This is a genomic window from Aquirufa sp. 5-AUSEE-100C1, assembly GCF_054558655.1.
On the sequence record NZ_JBPXKO010000003.1, the window covers coordinates 325,499 to 340,687 of the forward strand.

Consider the following 15,189-nt stretch of genomic DNA (forward strand, 5'->3'; position numbering starts at 1 on the left):
TAAATGAAATTTCGTTCAAAGCTGCTCTGCGGGCTCTTGGTTCTCATTGGTGCACTTCATCAACAAACATTTGCTCAAACCGTTAACTACATTATCAACCCAAACACGGATGGGGGATTTGAGGGCGCGCACGGCTGGACATTTCTCAATGGTATCCAAGCCAATAAATGGCAGGTAGGATCTGCCGAAAAATCGGCAGGAACGAGCGGGGCTTATGTTTCGAACAACGTAAATACGCAGGCCTTAACTAGTCCGCAAGATGCTAGTTCGATTGTCTATATGTACAAGGACGTCGTTGTCCCCTCGAATGCTACATCGATTCAGGTTTCCTTTAAATGGAAAAATCCGGATGGCTCGTCGTTCCCCCCGCGTGTTTTATTTTTGCCAGCGTCGGAATTACAAAATCTTCCAACAGGGGGTGATTTCTATCGGTCAAACACAGCTGCATTCACCACATTCCTTCAGAACCAAAGCAACTGGCAAACTTATACGAATAGTAATCCCTTGCAAAATGATCGCAATTCAGTTTACCTTTCGTATGGGGGTTATAACCTAAAGCCGGGATCCACCTATCGAATTGTTTTTGAGTGGGCTGCCCTAGATCAAAATTACTATACGCAAAACCCTCCTATTTGTACGCTGCCTACGTCCATTAATATTGTTCCTACGGGAAATAATGTTACCTATAATTCTAATAATGAGCAGTTGTTACAGCCCAATACGATTTACACCTATCGCGTAAATTTTACAGGAACACCGGCTAATTATTTAATTCTTTGGACCATACAACAATATGCAACCATCATTTCTGGACAAGGCACCCAAGATTTGACGATTCGAACGAATGCCTCTTTACCCAGTACGACCTTTAGTATAGGTGGTGTCAGGGTTTATTGTCCTACACCAACCTACACGTTTCGCGGATATAATGGTGGTAATTTAGCTATTGACGAGGTGGCTGTTTCCTATGTAGCGCCACCACTTATTTCTTCTTTATCGGCTAACTCGGGGGCCGTTGGTAGTTCGGTAACTCTATCCGGACAATTCTTTGGTGACAATGCCGCGAATAACATTGTTTATTTAGGGGGAGCGAAATGTACGATTACGGCGGCCACATCAACATCCATCACCGTAACCGTTCCGCCAAATGCCAAACTTGATTATTTCTCGGTCGTAAATACAGCGACCAATCTGACGGCAATCTCGCAGACCAAATTCTTGCCACGAAACACGAGTTTGGCAAATGCCAAATATTCTAATCAAGCAAACACCTCTTTCTTACCAGCGGTTACATTTGCTACGCCTTTGGCATTAAATCCATCACAGCGTTTTGAATTGGCCGATATAGACCAAGATGGCAAGGTCGATATTGCCTCCTATTCTTCTGCTGGGATACCACAAGTATTACGAAATACGGCTACTTCTGGGGTTGTAAATGCAAGCACATTTGCGGCGGGAACGTCTGTTACAGGTGTTTCGGAATCCTATTCGCCAAGCTCCTCGAGGGCGGTAATGGCGGCCGATCTAAACAATGACGGCAAAATTGACCTTGCCACGAGTAATGGAGTTTCGACTGCTGGAGGATTTGCCAACATGAATTCAAGTACAAGCGGTTCCATTGCCTTGGGTTCTTTTAGAAGCCTTCGCGCGGGTAATGGGGACTACTTCGTGGATGCCGCTTTAGTACCTTTGGATGTCAATAACGATGGTAAATTGGATATTTTTGGACTGAATGGACAACCTATTTACAATCCGAATATTGGCACTAACTACAATTCAGGATATTATTTAACTCAAAATACCTCCACAGGAAACACCTTTACTTCCTCAACGGGGAATTCAGCTAATGCGACTACTTGTAAGTCTTGTACGGATTACCTTCTGGTAGGTCCTATGTTTACGGCTGATCGAGCCGATTTTAATGGCGATGGCAAAGTAGATATCGTAGTCGCGGGTAATGGGATTAATGTATTAAACAATGTGACACCTGCAGGCTCCTTGAGGTTAGCAGATTTTAAATATGAAAACTTCTTTATTCGCTTTAATAGTGGCGGCGGCAATATAAATTCGGTAAAGACAGCTGATTTTGACGGTGATGGCCGTATCGATATCGTCTATACAAATAGTTCAGCGAAGCAAGTTTCGGTCATGCGAAACACTTATACAACGACGGGAACATTAGCTTTTGCCGACCCGCTTAATTTCGCTACGCCTGATTTAGCCAATACACATATGTTGGCCATTGCCGACATGAACGGTGACGGGAAACCCGATATCATTGTATCTGATAATTCATCTGCGTCGGGATTCGCTACGAAAATTGCCTATTTGCCGAATACATCTTCTGTGGGGACTATTTCATTTGCCTCTCAGGTTTTGGTCGCTTCAACAGCCAGCCGAGTATATCACCAAATCGAAGTCGCAGATATTGATGGGGACAATAAGCCTGATATTTTAGCGAGTCAAACTTCTTCTGGCATTGACGTATATCGGAATATGACGGGTGAAGCGGGATCAATCGGTTCAGATCAGACGATTTGCTCGGGAGCAACTCCGACCGCATTTACTTCAACTGCTGCAGGGACCTATACAGGGGGAACATTGACTTATAAATGGCAACGCTCAACTGACGGAATTAATTATACCGATATTTCAGGTGCGACTGCATTGACGTATTCCTCCCCGGCATTAACCCAAACGACTTGGTTTAGAAGAGGGGTAACCAATCCGGGAGATTCGAATAATTTCTACTTCACCGTTCCGGTTTTGGTAACGGTATCTTCTTTACCAACAATTAATGAAATCATTCGTGGGGAACGCTGCGGACCAGGAACTGTGGAATTATCGGCCATTCCATCAGCGGGGGCAACGCTTGAATGGTATGCAGCAAGTACAGGCGGCTCGCCTTTGGCGACGGGAGCTACATTTACGACTCCTAGTATTTCTACCCAGACGAATTATCACGTGGGAGCCATTACAGCATCTGGATGTCGTTCAGCTGGCAGAACAATGATCTCTGCATTTGTTCAAACGACCGTTCCGGCATTGCCTATACTTACCGCTCCCACGCGCTGTGACGCGGGGACCGTCAGAATTGATGCGAATGTGAACTTTGGTGTTACTTACGATTGGTATACGACAAGTACCGGGGGTACACCCGTCTTCACGGGGAGTTCTTTTGTAACGCCAGTGCTTTCTAGTAATACAACCTATTATGTTGCCGTTACGAACTGCTTCGGAACAAATTCCACACGCCGGTCTACCACCGTCACCATTTTGAATACGCCATCAGTTACCTCGGTTACCGGCGCTACCGTATGTCAAAATACGAATGTGACCTTAACCGCAACTGCGTCCAATGGTTCACCTTATATCAAATGGTATGATTCGCCAACTGGCGGAACCTTGTTAAGAGACTCTAACTATTCGTACACCTTTCTATTAACTGGAAATACGACACGTTATGCCGCAGCGTATACGACCGGAAATTCGGTAACCTGCGAAAGTCCACGAACAGCCGTCAATGCCACGATCATTGCCCTTCCTACCATTACAAGTACAACTGGGGCATCGATTTGTAAACCGGGAACTGCGACGATTAGTGCGGCATCTTCGACGGGTACAATTACTTGGCACAGTGCGAGTGCGGGAGGTTTAACCTTGGGAACTGGGAATACCTATGTGACACCTGAAATTGGCGCAATGCCAAGAGGAAGCAACCCAATGCCACAGAATTATTATGCAATGGCAACGAGTCCTGTGGGTTGTGTTAGCCCACGTTCGACGGTGGCTGTTACCTATACAGGAGCCTCCATTCAATCCACCATTTCAGACGTAAGTTTTGTGACGAATACCTTGAATGCAAGAATTGTAGCAGGTGGATTAAGCGGCCAGTCAACCTATGTTTGGCAAAGAAGTACAGACGGAGGATTAACGTATTCGGATGTGACGGCCAACATGGACGGGATTACTTACACAGGCTTTTCGGGGACAACAGGGACCTCCGCGACGCTGACTTTGTCGACAGCAAAAAAGGAGTTTAGTGGATTCCGTTATCGCATCGCCTTAACGGCCGCCGCAGGTTGTACGAGTTACAGCAATGGGGCCCTTCTTAATGTCGCAGACGTTTATGGTAACTGTTCCAATGCGTGGAGTGCCATTACAGATCTTAATTATACCGCAGTTGTTTCGTCGAACCCTTCGTCTTTGACGTACTATTTACCAACAGAAAATCCGGGCGGTTATGATTCTAATTTTCAGCCCATATATTATGATGACAGTTATAATTTCTCGAGCAATAACAATACCTATTCATATAACTATCTAACAGACCTGGGTCAGTATGCAAATATCGATGCCCGAACAGGTTTTGCAGGGAATCAACTCGTGTTGGATTTTGGCGCTAAATATCGGATCAACACGATGGTAATCGGGGGTATTGGAGGATTTACGAATGATCCAAACTCGGCGTATGGAACAGGTCATTTTGAATATGCCGATTGGAATGGAGGCTCCATCGAATACAGCCCCGATAATGCCAATTGGTTTACCTTATTTAACAATTTGAGCGATACCGAATACGGCTATCAAAATGGTTATTTCCCGGATCGCACCTTTAATGAAGTGGAGGCTCGTTACATACGTGCGACCAAATGGGGAAGTAATGCCGGAATAGGTCATTTGGTGTTCAAAGGTTATTCAGTAGATATTATTCCATCTATCAAAACGGCTCCTTCCAACGTGACGACCAGCGAAGGGGGATCTGTATTTGTTGCCATACGAGCGACGGCGCCAAGTTCAAGTATTTCCTATACTGGGTGGAATGGACCGGGATATGGATCTAGCGGACCCGGTGAAAATGATTTAGATCTTAGTGGAATTCTAGATGCTTATAAAGGAACTTATGTTTATACCGCCACAGCGGCAAATGGCTGTGAAGTATCAACAAGCTTCTATCTTGATGTTGTTGCGCCATTCTATTCTTCCGCAACAGGTGCAGCCGGCGCTTTACAAACCTTAGGAAACTGGAGCTCCAATGTGAATGGCTCTGGAATCGGACCTTCACAACCGTCTAATTTTTCATCTGTTTTCTTATTGGCCAATGGTGCAGGAGGCTCCTATACTTTTGGGGCTGATTGGTCGGTGCCGGGCAATCTTCGCTTAAACGGGAAGGTGCTAACGCTTGGCGCTAGAACGTACACGGGAGGTATTGTATCCGATGGCGGGGCCAATGTAGGTGGCTCAGGCGTACTTTCTTATGTCAATACCAATAGCACGGGTATGTTGCGATTACCCGTTGGGACCTTTGAAACAACTTTCCCGATTGGTGTTGGTGGAGCCTATGCCCCAGTGACCATGGTAAATAACGCGACAGGTTCTGAAACGTATGCTGCCCGCGTAGCGACAGGAGTTTTGTCGGCCGGTACATCCGGAACAAGTTTAACGAACGTGGTCAATAAAACCTGGTATTTAGGAAAGACCTCAGCGAATTCGACGGGTACAGGAACCGATTTGATCTTTAGTTATGACCCGGCAGATGTACTCGGAACCGTCGTTAATCCCGTTCTATACAGTTATGTGGGGGGTGCTTGGGTAGCTCAAGCAGTAGCTTCGACAACATTTGAGGACGATCCGGATAATTCAAATCCAAGCAATAACACACCCTATAAACGTGTTACCTTCCGCGGTTTTAGGGGGACGATGACTTTGTCTGGATCCCTATTTATGATCGGTAACCCTTCGCCAAGTATCACATCGTTTACCCCAACGACATCGGGTGCGACGACTAGCGTAGTCATTACGGGTACCGGATTTACAGGAGCGACGGCAGTGAGCTTTGGGGGTACTGCTGCGACTTCGTTTTCGGTCAATAGCAATACTCGAATTACGGCGGTTGTAGGCGCGGGAGCTACAGGTTCTGTTAGTGTCACGACTCCAGGGACATTGGCAACAACGGCTTCCTTGGCGGGCTTTACGTATGCGCCAGCGCCCACGATTTCCTATTTCTCGCCCATCCGCGCAAATGCGGGAACGACTGTTACGATCAAAGGGACGAATTTAAGCTCTACTTCAGCTGTTTCGTTTGGAGGAATTGCGGCGTATAGTTTTACCGTAGTTGACAATAACACGGTAACCGCGGTATTGCGAAATGGCGCGACCGGCTCGGTTAGTTTAACGACATCAGGTGGCACGACAAGTCTAGCAGGCTTTACGTACGGAATACCTTACACTTCAGTAGATTTACTAGCCGGTTGGAACCAAACCAATACGTCCACCACTTCCTATCCATTAGCGGCAAGCTTTACCAAATCAGGCGCCGTAAGTTCTGCGAGCAATAATTTTAGCAATATGACAGGTGTGAATTTGGGCTCCAATAAATGGACTCATGCGAACACATCTGCCACATTAGCCACAGGATCTGCACCTTATTTGAGTTACTCGGTTACGACCAGCGTTGGTACGAAGTTTATTCGCTTTGTCATAGGAGGTCTAAATGTAGCAGGTACGACGAAATTACAGTTGCGATCGAGTGTGGACAATTTCGCAAGCTCACTTGGGGAGTTCACGACCGTATCGGGAAATATGGGATTAAGCTCCGTGAATCTGAGTGGCATTGCCACGCAAAATGCAGGTACTACCGAATTTAGAATCTATGCCTATAATGGTAACGGAGATCAGATTACGATTGCCGATGGTAGCAACTATACCCCAACGGATAACACGAATCCGAGTTACAGTGCGGCATACAATGTGATGATTTATGGTGCGGAACGTCCAGCACCAACCTTGGGAACCCTATCAAATTATGATAAGATGTTGGGTGACCCTGTATTCTCGATTCCAACTCCTTCTTCTAATAGTAATGGAACCTTTACCTACTCAAGTGGTAATACAGCAGTAGCTACGGTATCTTCCAACATTATCTCGATAGTCGGGACGGGAACCGCCACCATCACGGCACGTCAAAATGCGACGGAAGACTATTCAGAGGGCACTACGACATTTACGGTCACGGTAACAAAACCTGCATCCATTCGTTTAAATCCAATCAGTAAATTAATAGGCGATGCGAATGAAACGCTATCTGTAACCTCAGATTCCCCGGGCGCCATTACCTATTCAGGAGGCGTTGCGAATGTTTTCTCCGTTAGTGGAACAACGTTATCCGTGGGTACGCAAGCGGGTACAGGAACGATTACCGTCTCCCAAGCAGCGAGTGGAATTTATGCTGCAACGACGGCGAGTATCCAAGTAGTCGTTTCAGATCCGAGTAAAATAGCTCCAACGATCACTTGGGTCAGCGGATACAATCGGACCAAAGGGGATTCTAATTTCAATTTATCTATTCCTGTATCTAATAGTTTAGGAGCCTTTACCTACTTCTCAAGCAACCCAACGGTTGCCACGGTAACCGGAAATCAAGTTACGATTGTCGGCGATGGTCAAACAACCTTAACAGCCATTCAGGCGGCAACGCTAACCTATCGCTCAGGTTTAATTAACGCACCCTTAATCGTCGGGCTTTCAACCAATGCAAGTCCGAATTTGAGCGCCTTCCCGAATCAAACCAAAACGATTACGGATGGGTCGTATACGATAACTGCGCCAACGAGTGCGGGCTCTGGGGCGTTTACATATACGAGCTCGAACCCTGCTGTTGCGACGATTTCAGGAAATACGGTCACGCTTGTTGGCCTAGGGACAACGACAATTTCAGCAATCCAAGCTCCATCTACGGGATATAATGGAGGAACAATCTCCTCAACGCTAACGGTTGTTAACCCGAACGTTCCCGTCTTTACTTTTGTATCAGGGGCATCTTGGACTCGTGGCTCATCTATTTCCAATTTAACACCAACATTTGTCTCGGGCGCTGCGGTAACGGCCTATAGTATAGCTCCTCCATTACCTGCAGGACTAAGCTTTAATTCGAATACGGGTGAAGTCTCAGGTACGCCACTTAGCTTAAGTCCACTCAGAGATTATACGATTACTGGTTCTAACGTGGGAGGGTCAACATCCGTTACAACAAGCTTTGCAGTACTTGAACCCGCTCCGACCAATTTAGCTATTTCGGTGCCCGCTATATATTTGTTGGGACAAACCATCACACCTGTCACTCCTACCAATAGCGGAGGCGTGGTTAGTACCTACAGCATCAGCCCAAGCTTACCAGGAGGCTTGGTATTTGATCCTGCCACGGGTACCATTTCAGGAACTCCAGTCGAGTTAAAAACAGCAACGACATATACCATTACGGCAACAAATTCGGGAGGGTCTACCACAACAACATTTACGTTGACCGTTAATGACATTGCACCAAGTACCTTGTCGTATGCATCACCGATTGTACTGGAGCGGGGAATTACAATTTTACCGATTGGGCCAAGCTCTTCAGGTGGAAGGATTACGTCATATACCATCAGCCCAGCCCTTTCTGCTGGCCTATCGTTTAATACGAGTACGGGGGTTATTTCGGGAACACCTACCGCGGTAACAGCACAGACGACCTATACGATTACCGGTTCAAACGTTACGGGATCATTATCGACCACGATGGATATCATCGTAAACGATGCACCACCGGTCAATTTCACTTATCCGACGCCTCCAATCTATTATTTGAATACGGCCATTACACCGTTGACGCCAAGTAATAATGGTGGGACACCTTCTAGCTATAGCATTTCTCCAGCTTTACCAGCCGGGTTAAGCTTCAATACAAGCACGGGGGTTATTTCAGGTACGCCTACCGCCATTACGGCATCTGCGGCCTATGTTGTGACGGCGTCTAACTTTGTAGGCTCTGCCTCTCAAAACGTCGTGATTGAGGTGAAGGATTATGCACCGACCAATTTAGCGTATCCGATAACGACGTTAACCGCGACGAAAACCGTTGCGATTTCTGCGCAAACGCCGACTGTTAGTGGGGGTGCCGTAACCTCTTACACGATAAGCCCTGCGCTACCAAGTGGTTTAAGTATCAATGTTAATACAGGGGTATTATCGGGTACGGCGACGGTATTGAGTCCGGCAGCCAACTATACCATTTCAGCAAATAATGGAACGGGCTCCTCAACTTTTGTCATTCAAATTGCTGTAGTCGATGTTGCTCCATCGCAATTAAGTTATGCAACGCCCGTGGGTTTAATACGCACGCAGGCCATGACCAACTTAAGCCCGACGGTTCAAGGGGGACCGATTGTTTCCTATACCGTTTCTCCAGCGCTGCCAGCTGGCTTGAGTTTGAATCCGACGACCGGGGTGATTTCAGGTACGCCAACTGCCGTGACGGCTCAGGCTACTTATACGATTACTGCTACGAATACCGGAGGTTCAACGTCCTTTGGTGCGGTGATTCGAGTGTACGAATTCAACGATCCTAACTTGGATTCTGACGGTGATGGCATCATTGATTCCGCGGATCAATGTCCTTTGCTATTTGGCACAGCGCAATTGAATGGTTGTCCCGTCGATTCGGATGGCGATGGGTATTACGACTCCGTTGATGACCTTGATGATGATAACGATGGTATTTTAGATACCGTTGAAAATGCGGCATGCAACCAACCAAGTGCTTCTTGTGATACGGATGGAGATAACATCCCGAATCGTTTAGATTTGGATTCCGATGGGGACGGTATCAAGGACGTGATTGAGGCCGGAGGAACAGATGCCAACAACGATGGAAAGGCTGACGGCTCTGTCAATACCAGTGGTGTACCAAGTTCGGCAGGCAGTGGATTACCGCCAGCGGATACCGATTCAGATAGCACCTTGAACCCATATGATACGGATTCTGACGGTGACACAGTCTTGGATGGGGTCGATCAATGTCGTTTGGTTGCGGGTTCTGTTTTATTGAATGGTTGTCCGGTCGATTCAGACGGGGATGGCGTGTTCGATACACTGGGTGATTTGGATGATGATAATGATGGTATTTTAGATACGGTCGAAAACGCAGCTTGTAATCCATCGAGCATTACTTGTGATACTGACGGAGATAATATTCCAAATTACTTGGATTTAGATTCCGATGGCGATGGCATCAAAGATGTGATCGAAGCCGGGGGAACCGATGCCAATAATGATGGCAAGGCCGACGGCACTGTGAATGGTTCAGGTATTCCTTCGTCGGCGGGAGCAGGTTTGACCCCTACCGACATTGACTTGGACGGCCTTCGCAACCCATATGATGTAGAGTCGGACGGCGATGGCGTATTAGATCAAACCGAGGTGAATGATAATACGAATCCGCGCAATGCTTGTTCGTACTTGTTGATCCACCGGACGGTGACCACGAGTGCCAACTGGCAACAAGGGGATTGCGATGGAGACGGAGTGATCAACTTGAATGATGCGAATCCATTATTGGCTATTGCCCAAAATGACTTCTTTGGACCTGTTGTGAATGGAACAATTTCAGGTAATGTCATGGCGAATGACGACTATATTCCTGGAGCGAATATTAGCCTGACTCGTTTGCCGGGTGGCGCAGCGGGTACAGCAACAGGAACGGTTGTCTTGACTCCGACTACGGGAGTATTGACTTATACGGCAGGTTTGAATGAGCCAGCTTCGGTGGTGACGATTGGGTATCAAGTTTGTAACACGACAACGAATACCTGTTCAACGGCACTGATTAACGTTCGTATCACGCGGGATAATCCGGTATTATCGAATTTCCCGGCATTGACGAAAACGATACAGGATCAGCCGTTTACAATCACACCGCCGACAAGTTCTGCGGGAACCGGAGCGATTACTTATACAAGTAGTAACTCAGCTGTTGCGACAATTAGCGGGAATGTTGTCACGATTGTGGGCATCGGAACAACGACAATTACGGCAACGCAAGCTCAAGATAATAACTACAATGCGGCGAGTATTACGACGATCTTGACCGTGTTGATTGGGGATTCAGATGGCGATGGGGTACCCGATACAGATGAACAAGCGCAAGGAACCAATCCGTATGATTCAGGAAGTATCTTGGATTCGGATGGGGATGGTGTGCCGGATTATATTGAGAACCAACAAGGAACGAATCCTTCGAATGCAACGAGTTTCTTGGATTCTGACGGGGATGGTGTTCCGGATTATGTGGAGCAGCGCCAAGGAACGAATCCAGCGTATGTCTCAAGCTATTTGGATTCGGATGGGGATGGCGTTCCGGATTATGTGGAGCAGCGTCAAGGCACGGACCCTCGTAATGCAGCGAGTTTCCGAGATACGGATCGTGGAGGCATCTCAGATTATGTGGAGAATCGCCAGTCGACGAATCCGTTGGTGGTACCAGACGTCTTGCAAGATGCGGATGGGGATGGTATTCCGGATTATTTGGAAGGATTTGACCCGATGAATCCGGTTGCATCGGCGGATAGAGATGGCGACGGCATTCCGGATTATTTAGATAATGATTCCGATGGGGATGGTATTCCGGACGTAACGGAAAGAACACATGATACGGATGGGGATGGTGTGCCCGATTTCCAAGAGATGTTGGACGGCACAGACCCAACGAACCCTTCAAGCTACAAAGATTCGGATGGCGATGGCGTTCCTGATTTTGTCGAGATTGCACAAGGTACGGATCCATTTAATGCGACAAGTTCACGCGATTCGGATGGAGATGGTGTTCCCGATTATGTGGAAACACGTCAAGGCTCGAACCCGAATAATCCTGCATCTTCACGCGATTCGGATGGCGACGGTATCCCAGATTATGTGGAAACGCGTCAAGGAACGAACCCAAATACATCTGGTGACGTCGTCGCGGATAGTGACGGGGATAGTATCCCGAATTACATCGAAGGATATAACAACCAAAGTCCAAATGCATCCCGCGATAGCGATGGGGATGGAACAGCCGATTACTTGGATTTAGATTCGGATGCGGATTCGATTCTGGATATTGTGGAACGCACAGTCGACACCGATGGAGATGGCATTATGAATTACCGTGATTTGGATAGTGATAATGATGGTATTTTAGATGCACTTGAGGGCAGCGGAGATGTGGATTCGGATGGAACGGCCAACTACCTGGATACGGATACAGATAACGATAGCATCTTTGATGCTTGGGAGGCAAGAGATGAGTTTACCTACCACAGAGATTATAACGCAGATGGAAGAATATCGATCGAATCAGGAGCATTCGTTGATAACAATTCAAATGGATTAATTGATCTTCTGGAAACACGCCTAGGAGGCACGCCACTTGTCCCTGAGGATACCGATCGCGATGGAACGCCAGATTACAAGGATAACGATTCCGACGGGGATAGTATTCCCGATTTCTTGGAGCGTACAGAGGATGCGGATCGTGACCGATTAGCGAATTATCGAGACGATGATGCCGATGGAGATGGTGTAGGTGACAATTTAGAGAAGTGGGCTGATTTCGATAATGATGCCTTGCCTAACTACCTTGATTCAGACAGTGATGGAGATGGAATCCCAGATGCTTGGGAAGGGGCGGAGCGATGCTGGACATGTACGGATGCGGATAAAATAGACAATAATGGCGATGGCTGGGATGATCGGATTCAGTTCGCTGGTTTCAAGCCGAAAGATACGGATGGGGATGGAGCCTGGGATTTCTTGGATACAGACAGTGATAACGATTGTATTCCAGACGCTGTCGAAGGCTTGAATGATGTGGATCATGACGGAGCATTAAATTTCCGGGATGGGGATTCTGACAATGATAAAATCCCGGATAATATTGAGGCAGTTAGCTGTGGCAAACCAGCAGACAGCGATGGCGATGGCCAACGAGATTTCGAGGATTTCGACTCAGACAATGACGGTATGCTTGATGCATTTGAGGCGGGGGCAATACCGACAAAGCCACAAGACTTTGATCAAGATGGCAAGCCGGATTACCGAGATAGCGATTCGGACGATGATGGTATTTCGGATTTGATAGAGGCGGGCGCTAAGCCAACAAGCCCAGTGGATACTGACGGAGATGGCTCGTTTGATTATCAAGATTTAGATTCCGATAACGATACGATTTCGGATAAGATTGAAACATCGGCCGATACAGATAAGGATGGAATAGCGGATTTCCGTGATTTGGATTCGGATGGGGATACTATTCCAGATGTGATTGAAAAAGCGGTGGATTCCGATGGAGATGGCATACTAAACTTCCGTGATTTGGATTCGGATGAGGATACGATTCCGGATGCCGTAGAGAAGGCTATTGATACGGATGGAGATACGGTGGCCGACTTCTTAGATTTAGACTCAGACGGCGACACCATTCCAGATCGCGTGGAGGCGGGTACGAATCCGGCCAAACCAGTGGATACCGATGGTGACGGCAAAGCCAATTACATCGATACCGATTCGGATGGAGATAAGATTCCGGATGCGATTGAGGCAGGCTTAAATCCTTCTGTTCCGGTGGATACGGATGCGGATGCGAGACCGGACTACTTGGATTTAGATTCGGATAATGATGGCATACCGGATACCTACGAAGCGGGCGTAAATCCTACGACACCTTTGGATACGGATCGAGATGGCATCTTTAACTTTCGCGATGTAGACTCTGATGGGGATACTATTCCAGATCGCGTGGAGGCGGGTACTTTGACGAATGCCAATGAGCCAACGAACTACAAGGACATCGATACGGATGGAGATGGCAAGCCAAACTACACGGATACGGATTCCGACAACGATGGAATTACCGATCAAATTGAGGCTGGAAAGGATCCGAATAATCCGGTAGATACGGATAAAGACGGCAAGCAGGATTATGTGGATGTTGACTCGGATAATGATGGTATCTCGGATAAGGACGAAGCGAATTTGGTCAACGGAGTTCCGATGGATACGGACAAGGATGGAATCCCAGATTATTTGGATACCGATACCGACGGTGATGGCATCTTAGATGCGGTGGAAGACGACTTGAATTATGGAGCCTTGCCGGATTGCGATAAGGATGGCATACCAAACCGATTAGATAAGGATCAGTGCGATACCTTCACGACGCAAGGGTTCTCGCCGAACGGGGATGGTAAGAATGACACCTTTATCATACCGGGTATTTTGGGCCGACAACCGAATCGCTTGACCATAATGAGCCGTACTGGGGCAGTCGTTTATGATGTCGAAAACTACAAAAATGATTGGGTAGGTAAAGGGCAAAATGGCCAGGATTTACCAGATGGCACGTATTATTATGTGTTGGATTTTTATGGAAAATTCCCAACGGTTTCCAATTATGTTTATATCAACCGGTTAAAATAAGCAGATGAAAAAGTATATAGGAATTTGTTTTTTACTGGTAGCTGTGGGGTTTTCAAAGGGTGCTTTTGCTCAGGTTGATCCGATTTACAGCTTGTACCGATTTAATCCTCAAAATATCACGCCTGCACACGTAGGAGGATATGAGGGAACCGAGATTACGGTGATGAATCGCCAGCAATGGATGGGAATTGAGGGAGCCCCTAAAACGATGGGGGTAACTGCCAACATGAAGTGGGGGAAGCAGAAGGGTATCGGACTTGTGGGATTATTGGATGAAGCAGGACCCATGAAAACCGTGCATGTGGGATTGGATTTTGGATACCACGTACGCTTGAATGAGGCCTGGTCGTTTTCCGGGGGTATTCGTGGAGGCGTGGGGAATATGACTTTGAATTTCGCGGGGATTCAATTACCTCAATCAGGTGATGAGTCATTTGCCATGGATCGTTCCACAGGCATGCAGGTAAATACGGGATGGGGAATCAAGGTATACAAGGGTGATGGTTTATTCTTGTCGGTATCCCAGCCTCGTATGTTCCGCTATGATTTTGGAGCGGGTAGTGCAGCCTACAAAGACAGCCCGAGCTTTTTTGTCATGGCAGGGACGAAGTGGCGCATGTCGGAGAAAGTGATCTTATACCCGAGTACCTTAGTTCGATTGGCTACGGATGTCCCATTGAGTTATGATGTGAATGTTGTGGCTAACATCAATGGAAAATTAGATGCAGGCTTGGGCTACCGTGGAAATGAAAGTTTGGGCATTCGTTTAGGGGTTCAGATGACCAAACTGTTTTACCTGGGTTATGTGTATGAATTGCCAACATCCCAGATAAGCATGATGACGAGCCAATCGCATGAATTGGCATTACGAATGAGTATTTCGAAGAAATAAAGATAAATTTTAGAACACAGAGTAGC

At 47.0% G+C, this 15,189-nt stretch carries 2 protein-coding genes; both read left to right on the top strand.

Annotated features, from left to right (window positions below; genetic code table 11):
- Window positions 1-3: 3 nt before the first annotated feature.
- The gene (locus ACMH5P_RS08520; RefSeq protein WP_459493928.1) at window positions 4-14,271 is read left to right on the top strand and encodes an Ig-like domain-containing protein; all 14,268 of its coding nucleotides are present in this window, start codon (window positions 4-6) and stop codon (window positions 14,269-14,271) included.
- Window positions 14,272-14,275: 4 nt separating this feature from the next.
- Window positions 14,276-15,163, top strand: coding sequence for a PorP/SprF family type IX secretion system membrane protein (locus tag ACMH5P_RS08525; protein ID WP_459493929.1), 888 nt, complete (start codon window positions 14,276-14,278; stop codon window positions 15,161-15,163).
- The last annotated feature ends 26 nt before the right edge of the window (window positions 15,164-15,189 follow it).